Raw genomic sequence first — 17,337 nt, forward strand, 5'->3', positions numbered from 1 at the left:
CGTCCATCCGGGCTCCCCTATAATTCCCAGCCACTGAACGCACAGTCATGTGATCGGTCGAACCACCAGTCACTGAACCAGGAGAGTTTCATGCTGCGCCTTATCGTCCCTACCGTTGCCGTTCTGCTGGCGACGTCTTTCAGCGCTCAGGCTGCTTCGCTGAAAGAACTCGAACTGAACAAGATGCTGCAGAACGTCGCCAAGGAAAGTAGCGTCGGTACGCCACGGGCGATCAACGAAGACATTCTCGACCAAGGCTATACCGTCGAAGGCACCGAGCTGATCAACCATCTCAGCGTGCAAAACAGCCACGCCCAGAAAATGCGCGCAGACCCCAAGGCCGTGTATTTCCAGTTGGGCTCCACGGTGTGCAGCAATCCGGGTTTCCGCAAGTTGATGGCCAAGGGTGCAACGATGCGCTATGAGTTCACCGAGGTTAAGACCAACCGCCCAGTCGCGACCGAGCGCTTCCAGGAATCGGATTGCCCGAAACCCGCCAAGACGAAGAAGTAATCAACCTGAGCTTGCGCGCTGCGGCTCATCGTCGGCGCGCAACTCCGCCACCAGCGCCTGCAAGTAACGCGAGCGCCATGCTCGCCCTCCCAGCCGACGACAGCATTCTTCCTCAAGACTCACCCGATTGGCCTGTGCCGACTCCAACAACATCAAGTACAGCTGCCTGTCGAGCTCCAGAGTGACCCTGGTCATTTTCCCGCCTCCATGCCCGATTCGCTTCAATCCATCACGTGGCACCCAACCCTGGGCGTCAAATTGCATTGGCACGCTTGTTATCAGTAAATCAGAGCGGCACACACCCGGCCGGCAATCTGACGAGCGGCGCGTTAGTTCAGGGCATGTATCAGCGGTTGCCAACGGTCACTTTTGAGCGCCATGATCAGGGCAGCAAAGATCGGCATGACGGTCTAGATTCAAACGTATCCATAGGATTTTCATCGGGCAGAAAGAGGCCGCCCGGCCAACACCTTGGCGTGTCATTGTTTTTTATCAAAGGGAAAAGCAGAACCCGCTGGATGGCTTGGTCGCCTGGCTGTAGACCGCGTCAAGCCAGGTCACCCTCCAGGCCGATGCCTGGGCTGACAACGACACACGGTGTCGTGGCCTCGATGAATTTTCATCCGGGCCGGGGTCCTGTTAAGAAGGAGAAGCTGAATGCCTTACAAACCGAATGACCTGCTCAGTCGTCATTTTGAGAACCACGGCCACGACCTCACTCGCAAGGTCGAAGAGCAACTCAACCTAGTGTCCCCCAACAGCCCCAACCTCCCCATTTACCGAGACATGATCCTGACCGTGCTGCGCATGGCCCAGGAAGATCACAACCGCTGGAATGCCAAGATCACGCTACAAGCCCTGAGGGAACTGGAACACGCCTTCCGTACACTCGAGCAGTTCAAGGGTCGACGCAAGATCACGGTCTTCGGCTCAGCCCGAACGCCCATCGAACATCCACTGTATGGCCTGGCCCGAGAACTGGGGGCGGCGCTGGCCCATTCGGACATGATGGTCATTACCGGCGCCGGCGGAGGCATCATGGCCGCCGCGCATGAAGGCGCAGGGCGCGACCACAGCCTGGGATTCAATATCACCCTGCCTTTCGAGCAACACGCAAACCCGACCGTTGAAGGCACGCCGAACCTGCTGCCGTTCCACTTCTTCTTCACCCGTAAACTGTTTTTCGTCAAAGAGGCCGACGCACTGGTGCTCTGCCCCGGCGGTTTCGGCACGCTTGATGAAGCGCTGGAAGTCCTGACGCTGGTACAGACAGGCAAGAGCCCGCTGGTGCCGGTGGTCCTGCTGGATGTCCCGGGAGGCAAGTTCTGGCAAGGTGCCCTGGACTTCATTCGTGAGCAATTGGAGGAAAACCGCTACATCCTGCCCACCGACATGAAGCTGATGCGCCTGGTGTACAACGCCGAAGAGGCCGTGGAAGAGATCAACCAGTTCTACCGCAACTTCCACTCCAGTCGCTGGCTCAAGCATCAGTTCGTGATTCGCATGAACCACAAGCTAAACGAACAGGCGTTGCAGCAGATGCAGGGAGAATTCGCCGATTTGTGCCTGAGCGACTGCTTTCATCAACATGACTACAGCGGTGAAGAGCACGATGAAGCCCAGTTCAGTCATCTGGCGCGACTGGCGTTTGCCTTCAACGCCCGGGATCACGGGCGCTTGAGGGAACTGGTGGATTACATCAATCTGCCGGAAAACTGGGCCCAACCCACCCCAAAACCCCATCCCCTCACATGGACGCCGATCAAGGTAACCTGAGCCCATAAAAAAACGGCCTGCTATCGAAATAGCAGGCCGTTTTTGTTTAATCATCCATACCGCGACCGCTGAACAAGCGGTTGATCATTTCCATGGAGTAGCCTCGATACGCCAGGAAACGCCCTTGTTTGGCTCGTTCCCGTGCATCGATGGGTAAATGTCCTGAGAACTTTCGGCGCCAGGTGGCCGTCAGTTGCTCCTGCCAATCGATACCACTTTCGCGCAAGGCAAGTTCGATATCCGGGCGTTGCAAACCACGCTGGCCCAGTTCCTCACGAATTCGCAAAGGACCATAACCGGAACGGGCGCGATAGGAGACAAAGCTTTCCAGGTAACGGGACTCCGACAGCAAGCCCTCTTCGGTCAAACGGTCGAGGGCTGTGTCGATCAACTCATCGGGAGCGCCGCGCTGACGCAGCTTACGCGTCAGCTCGACTCGACCGTGCTCGCGCCTGGCGAGCAGGTCCATCGCGGTTCGCCGCACCGCGACGAGGGTATCGAGTACGCCGGTCATCGAATCGATCAGATGTCAGCGTCAGCCAGGTCGTCAGCGGTCTCGCGATTAGCCACGGACTTGACGTCTGCCACCGGGCTCAACAGTTTGTCACGCAGTTGCTTCTCAAGGGTGGCGGCGATTTCCGGGTTGTCCGCCAGGAACTTGGCCGAGTTGGCCTTGCCCTGACCAATCTTGGTGCCGTTGTAGGCATACCAGGCACCCGACTTCTCGACGAAGCCGTGCAATACACCCAGGTCGATCATCTCGCCATTGAGGTAGATGCCCTTGCCGTAAAGAATCTGGAACTCGGCCTGACGGAACGGTGAAGCCACCTTGTTCTTCACGACCTTGACGCGGGTTTCGCTGCCGACAACCTCATCACCTTCTTTCACCGCGCCGGTGCGGCGGATATCGAGGCGAACCGAGGCGTAGAACTTCAGTGCGTTACCACCCGTGGTGGTTTCCGGGCTGCCGAACATCACGCCGATCTTCATACGGATCTGGTTGATGAAGATCACCAGACAGTTGGCATTCTTGATGTTACCGGTGATCTTGCGCAGGGCCTGGGACATCAGGCGAGCCTGGAGACCCACGTGCATGTCGCCCATTTCACCTTCGATTTCAGCCTTTGGCACCAGTGCGGCCACGGAGTCGACGATGATCACGTCAACCGCGTTGGAACGCACCAGCATGTCGGTGATTTCCAGGGCCTGTTCGCCGGTGTCCGGCTGGGAAACCAGCAGGTCGTCGACGTTGACACCCAGCTTGCCGGCGTATTCCGGGTCCAGGGCGTGTTCGGCGTCGACGAAAGCGCAGGTCGCACCGGCTTTTTGGGCCTGGGCGATCACGGACAGGGTCAGCGTGGTTTTACCGGAAGATTCAGGACCGTAGATTTCAACGATTCGGCCTTTTGGCAGGCCGCCAATACCAAGCGCAATGTCCAGGCCCAGGGAGCCGGTGGAGATGGAAGGAATAGCCTGACGGTCCTGATCGCCCATACGCATTACGGCACCCTTGCCGAATTGACGTTCGATCTGACCCAAGGCCGCAGCCAAGGCTTTCTTCTTGTTGTCGTCCATTAAAGTCCTCACGTAATCAATAAGGCCTGACGGCCAACACCTGTATAAGTAGCCAGTATTATTCCACAGCGTTTGAGGATCGCCTACCCCTGATTTGAGATTTCTACAGCGGCATGTTGCAACAGCCCCTCTAGCGCGGCCTTCACCGTTTGTCGGCGGACCTCGTCGCGGTTGCCTGCAAAGAATCGCTGCTCGCTGATCACCGCCTCGCCAACACCCCAGGCCAGCCACACGGTGCCCACCGGTTTATTCGACGAACCACCGTCCGGCCCCGCTACACCGCTGACCGCCACAGCAAAACGCGCCAGGCTTTTATGCTGGGCACCTCGCACCATGGCCTCGACCACCTCGCGACTGACCGCCCCCACCTTCTCGAACAACTCGGTCGGCACATCCAGCTGCTGGCTCTTCTGGCGATTGGAATAGGTGACGAAACCGGCCTCGAACCAGGCCGAACTCCCGGGAATCCGGGTAATTGCCTCGGCAATCCCGCCTCCCGTGCAGGACTCGGCCGTGGTGACATGGGCATTGAGCAACTGCAGGCGCCTGCCCAGCTCAGCGGCCAGTTCGGTAATGTCGTCCATGGTGCTCTCCTGATTCCACACAAGTGAGGCCTACCGTACACGAGCAATGGAAGCTTGCAAGGCTCGCCGGATTATCGACCCAGCGCTCTGATATAGGCCTGACAGGCCTGCAAGGCAATCAGTCCGCGATCACCGGCATCGGTGATGGCGACAATTCGTTGAGCATGCGCCGGGTCAAGTCGGGCTCTCGCGCTTCCATGATCCACGCCGCCGGCGCGGGTGGCGGCAGGCACTGCACAACCGGCGGCAACATCGTCGGCGTCGAGGAGGACTGACAGCCGGACATCGGCAGTAGCAAGGCGATCGCGCAGGCGATCCTGGTCACGTTGGGCATCGCTCAAGGCTCGGTAATGGGTTTGTTCGCTGGCGGAGAGTTGCTGTTCCAGGGCCCGGCGTTTGTCTGTTTCGTGCTGCTGCGCACTAGCGGCCGACAAGGTCAACTGACGCAGGGTTTCGGCCTGAAGCCTGCCCTGTTCTGCCAATGCCTTGCCATAACGCCAATCCTGGACTTTCCACGTCACACCAGCCGCCGACAGCAGAAGCGCCAGCATAAACACCGGGGCAAACCTCATCACGACGGGGTTCATCCCAGCACCTTCAGCGCCTTTGTATAAAAGGCTCGACGCTCCGTCGCACCGTTCTGGCCACCGTTGATTCGCTGCGTGATCTTGTCGAAAAGTCCCGCGTCAGCCAGGGGATTGAGCTCATGGGCCGCCCAGAACCAGGCCGCCGAATGAGCCGCCCACTGAGGCTGCTCCAACAACCCTGGTTCACTGATCAGGTCCAGGCCCAAGGCTTCACCGCACGCTTGATAATTGGCCCGGCCGGTGATCTGAATCAAACCCCGGCCCCGGTATTTCTGGCCATCGCCGTCCACTTGCGGCGTGTTGCCCAGGCGCAGGGCCAATGGACCGGTGTCGTATTTCGACAGATAGGCATTGTTGCCCAACTCGCGCACGTAGCGCAGTTGACCGGACTCATGACCCACCTGGGCAATGAACGCGGCAACACGCTTCGAGCCGATGACCTGATAATGACCCATGGCTACGTTCAGCACAGGTGCAAAAACGCCGGCATTGGCGCCGGCGTTCGGGAGGATCTGCAGCAGTTGTGCCTGCGTGATTGGCATGGCGTTCTCCTTGACGCAGTTGAAGGACATCTTGAAAAATGACAAATCGGCATAGACAACGCAGGAAGCACCGCTATATTCAGCCGCTCACCCCCATCGGAACGATTTGATGAAAACGAAGGATCTCAGCAAACTTGCGGTTGATGGAGTCCTTTGCATCAGCCTCAGGGAGCGACAGGACCGCAGGGATTTGCTGATCAAATCCATGAAGAACTCAGGATTGGACATAGAGTTCGTGCTGGTAGATGCAGACAGGGAGAACCCGGTCAGAGGCTGTTTCGAATCGCACGTGAGATGCGCAAATCTCGCACTGCAGCGCAACTACACAAGGGTTTTGATTCTTGAGGACGACGCGCTTCAGTACGCCTTCGCTCCGAGTGCAGTCAATCACATCAACAAATTCATCACATCGAAAGACTTCGCCATTCTCTATATGGGTTACACCATGGGGAAAATATGGCTCACCTGGCACCGCTTCATCGCTCGAGGGCGGGTTACCGCACTACATGCGTACATACTTAGCCGACGGGGTTGTGAAGAGGTTTCAAAACTCGAATTTAAATCGGAGCCTGTTGATAGAGCCGTAAGGCAACAGATCAAGCAACACTGCGTGTTCCCCATGATGTTCGGGCAACAACCTGCACATCTGACGTCCAGCGACATAGAAAACGTTGCTTGTAATGACGATGCGTTTTGGAGCAGAAATTGGAACAGGCACATTAGATCGGCCGCGAAAAATTTATATCTGACTGTTTTTCGCAGAAATTTTTAGACCGTCTGGCATCTGATCCACAAGACTCATCATTCGTGCGCCCTTTTACAGGGCGCTTTTCGACGGATCAGTATTTTATTACGTACAGCAGTGCCACGTTTCGAGGGCGCGTCTCGTTGCCACCAGAAGCAGCTACGGTGATGACATGCGCGTGGTCCCCGGCGGACGCCGCTGTGCCGGATATGACGTGAGTGTGGTCTCCTGCCGACGCAGCCGTTCCTGAAACAGTGTGCGTATGGGCTCCAGCTGAGGCCGCCGTACCGCTAACAGTGTGAGTATGTGCTCCTCCTGGGTTAGTGGGAGCAGTCACGCCGCTTTGCAGGTTCGCGGTAGTAAAGTTGGGGCTGCCCCCACCCACGTCATTGTTCTGCGCACGCGGAGCAGTATGAGTATGTTCACCCGCACTTGCTGCAGCACCACTTACGGCATGCGTATGCGCCCCATCAGCCGCAGCGGTTGCACTCAGCGTGTGAGTATGAGCTCCGCCCGACGCGGCCGTAGCACTAAGTGTATGAGTATGCGCACCAGCATTAGCAGCCGTTGCCGTGTGGATATGTGTTGCGTTCTGCCCGGCCTGGCCTGCCCCCAAAACCCTTCCTGAATCAATCCCCCGCCCGTCATCCCAACCCCGAACGAACTCGCCTCGTAGATCCGGCAAGGCGAAGGTCGTGCTGCCATCACCCGCCCCGAAACGCGTACTTATCGCCGCAAACAATGCCGCGTACTGTGCACGAGACACCAAAGCACCGTTGCATTTGAGCCAGCCTTGGGGCGGTTCCGCTGTCGCTACAACTTTGATGTCACCTACATCACTGCCCGTATCCTTGGTCATCCCGGTACTGGCGATCATGACCCAGGCTCCGCTTCCGATGGAGCTATTCCATTGCACCCAAACATCGCCACCAACGGTAATTTCCCCGCTTTGAATGGCGTTATGGTCCAACCCTACGATTGGGTTGGCCGGTAGTCCATTTGGGGCGAAAGTGCTAGCACCCGTATTGGAGCGTGCTGCTTTGAAGCGCAATATCAAGCCATCAACCAGAGCCGAGGGCGCAGGTTTGTAAGTAGCGCTGTAAGCGTTGACGGTGCCAGTATCCAATGCGTAATCGACCAATCCTGCCTGGTTGATTTTGCGTACAGCCAACAGCAACTGTCCAAGATCAGCTTCGTCAGGAACCATCCCTGCCCCAGTAATGACCCCCAATAGCTCCTGCGTAACGGAATTGCCCCAAGCTGCCGGAATCAATGAACCTGGCGCACCGGTAACAGGATTCTCATCGACAAACTTGCCATTGACCAAGCCAACACTGGGCACGCTTTTTGGATAATCCATTTTCTACTCCTTAGTCATAATTGATGTGCACCTGCGCATGAGCGGGTGCGCTGCGGTGGATCAGGCATTCCAAGGCAGAGCCTGGGTTCATACCGAAGCGTTCGCCCCAATAGCTGGCGCCAAAACGACGGCCAAGCGAGAGGCGTCCACCGGTGTTGAGGGTCCACATGAATTGCACTTTCCAGGTTCCGAAATGCGTCTGACCAAACCGCGAAAGCCCCATGCGTGGCGCGCGGCGCTCAGTCACAGTCGCGTTGGGGTAACCCTGACTACGTGCGATGCTGACGAAATACGCCGCAGTCTGGCTGCCCACCGCCAACAACCGCCGACGCACCGCCAAGCGACGATCGTCATACAACGGCGTGGCGCCCAGGCACGGATCAGGCAGGTTCATCACCCGCTCCCAATCCGGCACCAGCTCACTCACGCCCGCCGGGTCCATTTCGTTGAGCAAGTCGGCGGCACGGGCGTCGAGGCGGGCCAGCTCCTGGGCGATACCTTGCAGCACTTCGTCCAGTTCCGGCACGCGCTCCGGATCCCAGGCCGGGCCGCTGGGCAGCAGGCTGCGCAGTTGGGCCTGGTACTGCTCGGCGGTTCTTATTCCAGCCATGTGCAGCCTCCGAACGTCAGCAACTGGTTGCTGGCGGCGACGACATCGGCGATAGGCGCGCTGAGTTTGTGGTCGGTTTCGCCGGTGGCGCTGCTGATGGCTTCAGCGATATGACTCAGCAACAGCGTTTCGCCGAGGCCAGCTTCACGATTGTGCAAGTCGCGCAGTTGCGCCTCGATGGCGGCCCGCACGGCACTGGTGTCCGGGGTGATGCGCAGCCTGTAGTTCACCGGCAGTTGCGTCGGCGCCAGCACGTGCAACTCGGCGGTCACCGGACGCAAGGGCTCGATATAAGTCCGCACCTCTTCCAATTGTTCGGCGTTGGGGATCGGTTGCGGATCGTCGTCCCGCATCACGAACAGGCCGACAGTACCCGGTCCCAGGTAGCTGCCCCGGCACCACGCACGGGTAATGCCAGGGCACTCCAGGGCCCAGGTTTCATAATCCTGGGCCGAACCGCCGTGAGGAATGACGCGATAGGAACGGATCACCCTGGCCCGCAGGGACTCGAGGCTTTCCCGGGCGACACCGCCGGTCAGCCCTGGGGCCAGCACGGTGAAGCTACTGCCGATACCGAGGATCGGTTGAACGGGCGTCAGCACCAGGCCGGCGTCGGCATTGCCCAGGCTGCCAGCGTCCAGCGCGGCGATGGTGGCGGTGTTCAAGCCATTGCTGGTGGTGCGGGCGGTGGTCACTTTGTACGTACGGCCATCCGTCGATTGCAACAGCGTGTCGACATCCAGCACTGCACCGGACGTAGCGCTGAAGCTGACATTGCCGCCGGCCACTTGAGCCGCTTTGCGCGCCTGGTTCAGTCGCAGGGCAGCGATGCGTTCAAGGGTGGACTCATCGGCTTTGTCCGGCAGGATCTGCTCGGCGATCCAGTCCAGGTAGCCATACAAGCCATAGGCGGCGCCACCGAGGGTGCGGGCCAGCACTTGGGCATCGGACTGGCGCAGCGAATCGCTGGCCAGGTCGCTTTTGGCGCGCTTGATCAGCACCGGCAGCGAAGGGGTTTCAAACGGCATAGGTCACCTGCCAACTGTTATCGGGGTTGATGTCCAGGCGCTCGCCGTCAGCCAGGGTCAGGACCGTGCGCAGGTTCAGGCGCTGGGCGTCGAGGCGTTCGCTGATGATGTCGATGGCCTTGCAATGGCCGTCGTCGATCAGCCATTGCAAGGCTTCGCGGGCATAGAATTCGGCGTCGAGCTGGGTTTGGCGGGTCAGCTTGACCCGTCGCAACAGCCACAGCCGCGAGCCGATGCGGTCGTCGGCAACGGTAGGAAAGGTGTCGCCCCACCAGCCGAAACGTTCCTCGTCATCGACGGCATCGTCGTCAGCGGCGCGGCGCCAGGTGAACAGACTGATCAGCACCGAGCGCGTCAGTGCGGCATGCAGGTTCTGGCTGATGAACATCATTGGCCTCCCGCCGGTGCACCGGTCTGACCGTTGCCGGCCTGTACACCAACATGCACGTGTTTGATCTGGCTGATGCCGCCGGCGATCTGGTCGCCCTGGGAAACGATCTTGCCGGTGTGGTTGATGACCGGGCTGTCGATGTTCACCGCGCTGCTGGCGCGGATGTTCAAGGTCGCGGTCTGGATGTCGATGACACGGCCGCGCTTGAAGTGGAGCTTGTCGCCTTCATCGGTGTAGAGCGCCACTTCGCCCGGGGCCAGGGCCTGGAGGCGGAAGCGGCGATCGGCGACCACCAGGACCACGGCATGGGAACGGTCGCCCCCCAGGAACGTGGCAATGCCCTCGGCACCGGCCAACGGGTTGCTGGTAAAGCCGTAGGGTTCGAAGTGCTCCATGTCGTCGTTCACTTCGCCGGCGGTGAGGCGCATTTGCAGCGACTGCAACTTGGTGGCCGAATTGGCGAGCACGACAGTGCCGCGCGCCAGGAGGCGGGTCAGTAGGCTCATTGAGGTTTTCCTTCGGAATCGGGTTTAACAGCAATTGGGCGGCTAACCCGGAACACTGTGGGAGCGAGCTTGCTCGCGATAGCGGTCTGACATTCGAAACAGATGTTGACTGACACACCGCCATCGCGAGCAAGCTCGCTCCCACAGGAGATCTCTGGTGGGCAGGCATCGGTGCCGGATTCAGGGTTTGGGCGGCAGCGGGTTGGCGTCGAACGTATGCGGCGGCGCGACTTGCAGGGTAGTGACGGAGCCTTGTGCCGACAGCGAGTACGTCACTTTTGAAATCAGCATGTCACCGTCGAACCCCAGCACCGGGTCGATCACCCGCACCAAGATGTTATGCCGCCACAAGTCGCCATTGGCCTGGCGCCAGCCCTGCACGCGGTAGGTGGTGGTCAGGGCCTTGCCGGTGCGGATGGCGCTTTCCCAATCGGCCCGCTGCTGGGCCAGTTCGAAGGTCAACTGCGCGCTCTCGCTGATCACCGTCACCCGCTTGCGCTTGAAACTCAAGTCGGTGGCGGTGCCAGAGACTTCGCTCACCGCCGCCCCGCTCTGCTGGTCACTGCCCTTGTGCTGGCCGATGACCCGGTATTCGGAGAACACCTGGCTGTAGTCCATCGGTGCGTTGCCCGAAAGAATATTCTTACCCAGCTCCAACACATCACTGGCCCGCCCGCCGCTGCCGGGTTTGGCCAGCAGCACCCGCCCTTGCGCGTCATCGGTGGAGAACACCCGGAACAACGTCAGCAAGCGGTCGATGGATTGAAAAACCGTTTCCCCCGGCACGATGCTGTGTTCGCTCAACCGCGCGGTTTCAGGGATTTCACTGATGCCCCCCACGCCGTATTGCGACGCCAGAGCCTGGACGATGCTCAACACCGTTTGCCCGCGCCATTGCGTCGGGCGGTTGATCGCCGCGCAGTCCACCAAATCCTGGGTCTTGGAACCGCCTTCAATGCTCAGGCTGATCTGCCGACCGTCATAGCTGACCGGTGCCTTGAACACATAACCGCTGAGGACCAGGTCGGCACCAATGCGCACCTGGCATTCATCGCCCGGACGGATCGGCACCGCTTGGGTCTGCCCCGGCCATTGCCAGGTGATGTCGAGTTTGAAGGTGCGGAACTGACGCTCCAGGTCCGCACTGATTTCCACACTTTTCCAGCCGCCGTAATCCAGCCCGCCGACGGCAAGCGAGACAGCGTTGTCGAGCTCGTTCATGGCTTACTCCCCCGAGACTTTCAGGTCATTGGGCGGCAGGAAACCAGGATGGGCTACGCCGTTACGCTGGGTCACTTCAGTCACCCGAGTGGCATCGGCGAATTGCTGATACGCCACCACCAGCGCCGGCAGGCTTTGCTTGAACGACAGGTTGATCAGCCTTACACCCGACGACGCCACCGCCGTCAAGTGCGCGGCCATTTGCTGGCGCAGGTTGTTCATCGCCTGGTAGTGCTCCGGATCTGCCTTGAGGGAGGCCTGCCAGATCGCATCGTTAAGGGCATCGCGCAGGGCCAGCACATCGTCGGCCACCGGCACGTCCCGGCGCTGGACCGGTTGCACGGCCTGTTGCGCCACCGACGGCGTGGCCCCCGACTTGACCGCAGGCGCCGCCACCGGCATCGCCGCAATCCATTGCGCGGCCTGCACCAGCAGCGTGTCCTGCACCAGGTCGGCCACGGCCTGGGCTGCCGCCGTGGTGTCCTTGCCGGTGGTGAGTTTGGGCGCGTCGGCCTTGCGAATGGCTTCCACCTGTTGCGACACGCTGGCAATCACGCCGCGATAGCCGTCACGGGCAAAGTCCTTCAGTTCGCGGATGTCGCCCAACAATCCCTTGAACTCGGCCACCACTTCCTTGGGCAATTCTTTCACCGCCTTGACCAGATCGCTGAGTTGCCGATAGGTCTCGATCAACGGCTTGAGCTCCTGCTCGATCACGCCGTAGATATCCTTGAGGCTGTTGCGCAGGTCCGCGATGCCGATCCGTGCGGCCTTGATCAAGGTCATGGCGTCTTCAAAGCGCCGCACCGCCGAACCGAGGAAGCTGTCGGCCGAGACCAGCAGCAGTTTCTGGCTGTTGATCGTGGCCGAGGGAAATTGCAACGGCTGGTCGGGATAGAACTTCAGGGCGAACGTCACCAGCCCGCCGTCCTGACGGGTCTGGGTCATGTCGCATTCGCCGACCTTGACTTGCAGGCGCCCCAGCCATGGATGCACCAGTTCACCGCTGCCCTGCTCCAAAGCCTTGAGCAGCTTGTCGCGCTGCTCCAGGCAATCGGGGCCGACGATGAACGCGGCCAACTCATGAATCTTCGCCTGCTGGCCGAGCCCCTCGAAAAACGGCTGGTCGCGTTGTGGATATTCATGCAACTGGCCCTTGTGGCCGACCGGGGTTTTCGCCTGATCGACCCAGAACCCGACGCCACGAAACGACGCCGGCAACAAACGATCACGCCAGCTCATTGGAGCCTCCTGTGGAAAGTGAGCGATAGCCGATGCGCGAACTCACCGCCAAGGCCGGTTGATTGGTCTGAGGCGGATCGGCGCGCAACCCGGCCGGCGCGTTTTCGAAGCGCACAGTCAGGCCGCCTTCGAGTTGCGTGCGGTTGTTGGCGGCGCTTTGTTGTACCAGGGCGCTGGAGGTTTGCGGCAACGCACCCGGCGCCAGCGAGGTTTTCGCTGGCCCGTTGGCGGACGCTGGCGCCAGGCTGGACGACAGGACCGGAGGCTGCTCGCTGGCCCCGCCAAAAAACGCCGGCGCCAGCTCACCCTTGCCTTCGGCATTGGTGGCGCGCTGCGCTTCGGTCAGTCCTTCGACCTTGCCAGTGAACGTGGTGATGAGTTCACCGAAGCCGCCATTGAAGAACGCCTTGATCGGTGCAATCACGCCCTGCAGCTTGTCCCACCACTGGCCGAACCACTCGCCCACCGGCCCCCACTGTTGGGTGAGGCCCTCGATGGGCGACCAGTCGAACAGGCCGCTGAACACCGCCAGCATGATCGCCACCTGATTGCGGACGCCCTCCCAGATCCCAGCGAAGACCTCTCCGATCGTGCCCCAGTTGGCCATGATCAGTCCCAACGGCGTCCAGTCGAAAAGGCCTTTCAGAGCATCCATCACTGGCACGGTCAAGGCCTTGAGCAGATCCCAGATCGCCGCGAACAACCCGGTCAGGGGCGCCCAATTGGCAACAATCAAACCCAAGGGTGACCAAGCGAACAGCGTCTGCATGAAACCAATGACCGGCGTTGCCGCCGCCACGATCACATTCCAGAGCGCGCCAAAAAAACTGCTGATCGGGCCCCAATTACTGATCACCAGCCCCATCGGGGTGAAGGCGAACATTGTCTTGAAGAACTCGACCATCGGCAGCACGATCGGCGCAAGCCGCTGCCAGAGCCCGGCGAAGAACGCCGAAATCGGCGTCCAATGGGCGATGATCATCCCTGCCGCCAAGGCGATGCCCATGGCAATCAAGCCGATGGGGTTCATCTTCATGGCCAGGTTGACCACTTCCATTGCCTGACTCGCGCCGCTGACCGCCATCTGGATCGCGTTGAACGCCACGACGCCATTCGCCAGGCCCTGTACCAGTTGCGGGTTGTCCTGCAGCACCTGGGCCACGCCGCTGACCATGGGCTGCAAACTGACCGCCACCGCGTTGACCGCAGGCCCCAGCGCCGAACCAAACTGCACCGACACGTTGCTGATGGAAGTCTTCAATCCATCCAGGTTCTATGCCGCTACACGGGGGGCTTCAGGCGCCTGGACGGCACTGGCCACCGCGCTCGCTGCGCCGGCTTCATCCTTGAAGGCCAGCGCCGACTTGAGCCCGTCCATAAACGGTTGGGCCAGGCCGCCGCTGGGCAGCAGACCGGAAATATCCAGGCTGCCCAGGCCCGTAGCGTCGAGGTTCTGCTTGAAACTCGCGACCTTCGCACGAAGGCCGGCGAGCTTGGGTGACAGCTCATCGATGCCCGTGAGCAGCACCGCTTTTTTCTCTACCGTTTGTGTGTCTGCCATCACTGCACCTGCTGCATCGCATTGATCCGTTGCGCGTGCTCCAGGGATTCGCGGAGCACATCCAGTGGCCTGGCCATCATCTGTTCGGGGTCAACCTTCCAGAACCAGGCCAGGTCATAGGCGGCGGCGATCAGGTCGCCGATGGCTGCGACGCCGCACTCATGAAAAAACTCGCGACGGCCCAGCTCAGGGCGTTGAGGTCAGCCAGATCCAACTGGTTGACCGACGACGGTGGGATACCGGCGCACACCGCGATGTATTTGGCCGCGACGTCCATGTCCAGGCTCACCTCCTCGCTCTTGTCGATCTTGTACGGCAACGCCTTGATCGCCCGGACTTCCTGCACCGTCGGACGGCGCAGGGTCAGTTCGCTCACCGGCTCGCCGTGGGCCTCGATGGCCACGCGCAGCGTCACGACATCGCTCATTGCCAGGTCCCCTTGATGCCTTCGAATTTCAGTTCGATGGTGGCGTCGTCGCCCTTGGACACCGGCTCTTCCACCAGGTAGGCGCCGGCCAGTACGTAGACCTTGCCGTTGTTGAATTCGCAGGTGACAGTCATGTCGGTGCCCGCAACCAGTTGCTTGAGCGGGAAGTCCGCGGTGTGCAGCGCCGTCACCTTGAAGGACGGGGCAATGTCGGTTTCCTTGTAGAAACCCGGTACGACGGTTTCGCGTTTGGTGAACATCAGTGGCACTTCGCAGCCGCCGTTGATGGTCAGTTGAGCGCCGTCCACTTTGACGTAGCAGGTGCCCGCAATCAGTTGACCCATGGTGTTTCTCCCTTCAATAAAAAGCCCACGCGAAGTGGGCTGAATGCATGCGACTGAGTGCTACCGTCAGGCGGCGTCGTCGTATTGCAGGCGGAATTGGTTGAGCAGCGCGAACACCCGCAGGCCGTTGATGTAATCCGGCGGGAACAGCACGTTGACCCGGCTCGGGTCCTGACTGTCACGCTCGACCACCAGGTGCTCGGCGAACAGCTCGGCGTTTTCCACATGGCCTTCCAGTTCGAGTTTGGCGTATTGAGCGATCAGCTCGCCGCGGATCGTGCTCGGGGTCACGATGGGCTGACCGGCGCCGAAACGAGTGCCGTCGGCGGCCAGTTTGTGGCGACCGTACTTGCTGGTGATCACGCTTTGCAGACGACGGACGATGAACGCCGACTGGTGCATGGTTTCGCTGTCCAGGTAGGAGTTGTCAGCCTGGCCGAAGGCATTCTTCTGATACGTGGTGATGGAACGCTGGATGCGCACGTAACCACCTTCGTAATACGCCGTGGCGATGCCGTAGTTGAGCAGCGATTGGCGCTCGGTCAGGGTGAAACGTTCGCTGGCCGGTGCTGGGTCCAAGCCCGGCAGGCTGCCGCTCTGGGTCGGACGGCTGGCGTCGGCGGAGATGAACACCGCCGTGCGAGCCGCCAAGGCAGCGGCCTGGACCCAGAACGGTTGCGGTACGCCCAGCTCCAGGGCCTGGATGGTCATGTGCTGGTCGTTGCGTGCCTGACCGGCGGCAACCAGGGTGCCAATAGTGCCGCGCTTGGCGCTGTAGACATGGCCGAACAACTGCTTGGCCCAGGACCAGCGACCGGTGCTGTCGTCCATGACCGCTTGCCAGGTGTTGAGGCTTGCCACATCGGACCAGGGCATGGCGATGAATTCGAAAGGCTCGTCGCCCAGGGCCGCAACGGCAGCGGTCTGGTCCGGCACACCGGCGCCGCCGGTCATCGCAGTGATGGCAGTGGTCAGCCCCGCCGGGGTGTTTTCGCCATTGCTCTTGCCCAGGCGATTGAATTGCAGGCTGATGTCGTTGCCGCTGTCACCGGTCCATTTGGCGCTGAGGGTCACGACACCTTCGGCGGCCGCAGCAGTCACCGGCAGGTCGGCGGCGGCGTTGATTTTCAAGGCCAGCGCAGTGGCAGCCTGAACCGCCGTGGCGCCGTTGACGATGGCGGCCTGGACACGCACACCGCCAACGTACAGGTTGAGCACACCGCTTTCAGTTGCGGCGCCGGTGAGGGTCAGCACGCCCTGGGCGATGGCGCCTTCGACGTTGTGCAGCGGCAGGCACCAGATTTCACCGAGCGGGTCGGTCTTGCGCCAGGTCTCGTACATCGACGCGAGCATCGAACCCTGCCCGCCGATGTTCTTGGCCAACGCGACGCTGGACACCAGCACCAGTTTGCCGACCTCGGCCGGGGCGACGTTGTCGTTGACCTGTGCGACGATCAAACGGCGCATGGCCGATGACGCGCTATTGGCGGCCGAGTTGTCCATTTCGGCGTAGAACAGCGGAACACGAATGTCCGCGGGAATATTGCTGAATCCGATCGCCATTATTTGGCTCCCTGTGGTTTTGCCGCTTTCACGGCTTTGGTAGTGATATCGCCATCGGCCAGGCGTTGTCTGGCACTTCACGGCCTTCGAGGGGCAACAGATCGCCCGCTTCCGGGTCCGGTACGGCACGGCCCGGGGCCGGCAGCACGGTGATGCGTTTGCTCATGGGGTTACGTCTCCAGAGAAAGTCAGTTCCACGCGCCCGTCGGGGCCGGGACGTTTCAGGTTGGGGTCCGCCGGGTCGATGGCATCGACCCGCACGGTGGCCCTGGTAAAGGACGACAAGCCGTCCAGTTCACGCTCGTGCCAGCTTTCGGCAGGCTGGCTCGCCAGATTGCGGCCCAACTGGAACTCGGCGAAAAAACGCAGCCGGAACAACGCACGGCTGCTATTGATGGAAACCAGTTCGCTGCCGTCGTATTCAATGCCGATGTACTCGGCGCCCGGCTTGAACCCCACCAGCGCGCGCCACAGTTCGGCCCGCAGGTCGTGCAACAGATCCAACGCTTTTGTCGCGTCAGTGGCGTCGAGCACCAGCACGGCATCGAAGCGATCACGCACCGCTTGCAGCGTGACGTTCTGAGCCGCGTTCTTGCTGGCAATGTCGGCGGTGGGCAGGACATAGGCGCAGGGGGTCTGCAGCGGGATCTCGGCTTGCAGCGTGGCGAGGTCAAAGCCTGCGGCCACGCGATGGGCGAGCGTCGGACATTGCTCACGCAACTGCGTGAGGATCGGTGTGATCTTCATGGGGGGGCTCCAGTA

The 17,337-nt window shown here is 60.7% G+C and carries 20 protein-coding genes and 2 pseudogenes; 3 read left to right on the forward strand and 19 right to left on the reverse strand.

Annotated features, from left to right (window positions below; all coding sequences use genetic code 11):
* Positions 1 to 90 precede the first annotated feature (90 nt).
* Positions 91 to 513, forward strand: a complete 423-nt coding sequence (locus AACY31_RS03725; RefSeq protein WP_339476160.1) for a quorum-sensing-regulated virulence factor family protein — start codon at positions 91 to 93, stop codon at positions 511 to 513.
* On the opposite strand, the gene AACY31_RS03730 is transcribed toward AACY31_RS03725, so the two are convergent.
* On the reverse strand, positions 514 to 708 hold the full coding sequence (locus AACY31_RS03730; protein WP_339476162.1) for a hypothetical protein: 195 nt from the start codon (positions 706 to 708) through the stop codon (positions 514 to 516).
* Between the two features lie 462 nt (positions 709 to 1,170).
* Here AACY31_RS03730 and AACY31_RS03735 point away from each other — a divergent pair, with 462 nt between their 5' ends.
* Positions 1,171 to 2,289 carry an LOG family protein gene (locus AACY31_RS03735; RefSeq protein ID WP_339476164.1) on the forward strand — a complete coding sequence of 373 codons (1,119 nt, stop codon included), beginning with the start codon at positions 1,171 to 1,173 and terminating at the stop codon, positions 2,287 to 2,289.
* 46 nt (positions 2,290 to 2,335) lie between these two features.
* On the opposite strand, the gene recX is transcribed toward AACY31_RS03735, so the two are convergent.
* The 5 genes from recX to AACY31_RS03760 form a co-directional block, all read right to left on the reverse strand.
* Positions 2,336 to 2,803: a recombination regulator RecX gene (recX, locus tag AACY31_RS03740; RefSeq protein WP_339476166.1), complete on the reverse strand. Its 468-nt coding sequence runs from the start codon at positions 2,801 to 2,803 to the stop codon at positions 2,336 to 2,338.
* Positions 2,804 to 2,811: 8 nt separating this feature from the next.
* Positions 2,812 to 3,864 (reverse strand): recombinase RecA, encoded by a 1,053-nt coding sequence (recA, locus tag AACY31_RS03745; RefSeq protein ID WP_047230023.1) that lies wholly within the window; start codon positions 3,862 to 3,864, stop codon positions 2,812 to 2,814.
* Positions 3,865 to 3,947: 83 nt separating this feature from the next.
* Complete coding sequence (locus AACY31_RS03750; protein ID WP_339492802.1) at positions 3,948 to 4,448, reverse strand: CinA family protein; 501 nt, start codon at positions 4,446 to 4,448, stop codon at positions 3,948 to 3,950.
* 71 nt (positions 4,449 to 4,519) lie between these two features.
* Positions 4,520 to 5,035 (reverse strand): lysis system i-spanin subunit Rz, encoded by a 516-nt coding sequence (locus AACY31_RS03755; protein WP_339503860.1) that lies wholly within the window; start codon positions 5,033 to 5,035, stop codon positions 4,520 to 4,522.
* On the reverse strand, positions 5,032 to 5,577 hold the full coding sequence (locus AACY31_RS03760; protein WP_339503862.1) for a glycoside hydrolase family 19 protein: 546 nt from the start codon (positions 5,575 to 5,577) through the stop codon (positions 5,032 to 5,034). The genes AACY31_RS03755 and AACY31_RS03760 overlap by 4 nt, the downstream gene beginning before the upstream one ends.
* A 109-nt stretch (positions 5,578 to 5,686) precedes the next feature.
* On the opposite strand from AACY31_RS03760, the gene AACY31_RS03765 reads away from it, so the two are divergent.
* Complete coding sequence (locus AACY31_RS03765) at positions 5,687 to 6,349, forward strand: hypothetical protein (RefSeq protein ID WP_339503864.1); 663 nt, start codon at positions 5,687 to 5,689, stop codon at positions 6,347 to 6,349.
* 67 nt (positions 6,350 to 6,416) lie between these two features.
* Here the strand turns inward: AACY31_RS03765 and AACY31_RS03770 are convergent, their stop codons facing one another.
* The 13 genes and pseudogenes from AACY31_RS03770 to AACY31_RS03830 form a co-directional block, all read right to left on the reverse strand.
* Positions 6,417 to 7,682, reverse strand: coding sequence for a phage tail protein (locus AACY31_RS03770; protein ID WP_339503866.1), 1,266 nt, complete (start codon positions 7,680 to 7,682; stop codon positions 6,417 to 6,419).
* Positions 7,683 to 7,692: 10 nt separating this feature from the next.
* Entirely contained in the window at positions 7,693 to 8,292 is a 600-nt protein-coding gene (locus AACY31_RS03775) for a YmfQ family protein (protein ID WP_339503867.1), read from the reverse strand.
* Positions 8,280 to 9,320 (reverse strand): baseplate J/gp47 family protein, encoded by a 1,041-nt coding sequence (locus AACY31_RS03780; RefSeq protein WP_077505951.1) that lies wholly within the window; start codon positions 9,318 to 9,320, stop codon positions 8,280 to 8,282. Before AACY31_RS03780 ends, AACY31_RS03775 begins: the two co-directional genes overlap by 13 nt.
* The gene (locus tag AACY31_RS03785) at positions 9,310 to 9,708 is read right to left on the reverse strand and encodes a phage GP46 family protein (RefSeq protein WP_079303617.1); all 399 of its coding nucleotides are present in this window, start codon (positions 9,706 to 9,708) and stop codon (positions 9,310 to 9,312) included. The genes AACY31_RS03780 and AACY31_RS03785 overlap by 11 nt, the downstream gene beginning before the upstream one ends.
* Positions 9,708 to 10,217: a phage baseplate assembly protein V gene (locus AACY31_RS03790; protein ID WP_028237198.1), complete on the reverse strand. Its 510-nt coding sequence runs from the start codon at positions 10,215 to 10,217 to the stop codon at positions 9,708 to 9,710. Before AACY31_RS03790 ends, AACY31_RS03785 begins: the two co-directional genes overlap by 1 nt.
* 180 nt (positions 10,218 to 10,397) lie before the next feature.
* On the reverse strand, positions 10,398 to 11,438 hold the full coding sequence (locus tag AACY31_RS03795; RefSeq protein ID WP_339503873.1) for a phage baseplate assembly protein: 1,041 nt from the start codon (positions 11,436 to 11,438) through the stop codon (positions 10,398 to 10,400).
* A gap of 3 nt (positions 11,439 to 11,441) precedes the next feature.
* A complete protein-coding gene (locus AACY31_RS03800; RefSeq protein ID WP_339503875.1) occupies positions 11,442 to 12,680 on the reverse strand; it encodes a DNA circularization protein in 1,239 nt (412 codons plus the stop codon).
* Positions 12,667 to 14,241 (reverse strand): annotated as a pseudogene (locus tag AACY31_RS03805) (phage tail protein). The gene AACY31_RS03800 and the pseudogene AACY31_RS03805 overlap by 14 nt, the downstream one beginning before the upstream one ends.
* 130 nt (positions 14,242 to 14,371) lie before the next feature.
* Positions 14,372 to 14,668, reverse strand: coding sequence for a phage tail assembly protein (locus AACY31_RS03810; RefSeq protein ID WP_003198316.1), 297 nt, complete (start codon positions 14,666 to 14,668; stop codon positions 14,372 to 14,374).
* On the reverse strand, positions 14,665 to 15,012 hold the full coding sequence (locus AACY31_RS03815; RefSeq protein WP_339503878.1) for a phage tail tube protein: 348 nt from the start codon (positions 15,010 to 15,012) through the stop codon (positions 14,665 to 14,667). The genes AACY31_RS03810 and AACY31_RS03815 overlap by 4 nt, the downstream gene beginning before the upstream one ends.
* Before the next feature lie 66 nt (positions 15,013 to 15,078).
* Positions 15,079 to 16,575 (reverse strand): phage tail sheath subtilisin-like domain-containing protein, encoded by a 1,497-nt coding sequence (locus AACY31_RS03820; protein ID WP_339503880.1) that lies wholly within the window; start codon positions 16,573 to 16,575, stop codon positions 15,079 to 15,081.
* Positions 16,575 to 16,741: pseudogene (locus tag AACY31_RS03825) on the reverse strand (DUF2635 domain-containing protein). The gene AACY31_RS03820 and the pseudogene AACY31_RS03825 overlap by 1 nt, the downstream one beginning before the upstream one ends.
* Entirely contained in the window at positions 16,738 to 17,322 is a 585-nt protein-coding gene (locus tag AACY31_RS03830) for a phage tail terminator protein (protein WP_339503882.1), read from the reverse strand. The pseudogene AACY31_RS03825 and the gene AACY31_RS03830 overlap by 4 nt, the downstream one beginning before the upstream one ends.
* Between the last annotated feature and the right edge of the window lie 15 nt (positions 17,323 to 17,337).

The sequence above is a fragment of the Pseudomonas sp. RL_105y_Pfl2_101 genome, from assembly GCF_963970585.1.
In the GTDB taxonomy this organism is placed as follows: Bacteria; Pseudomonadota; Gammaproteobacteria; order Pseudomonadales; family Pseudomonadaceae; genus Aquipseudomonas.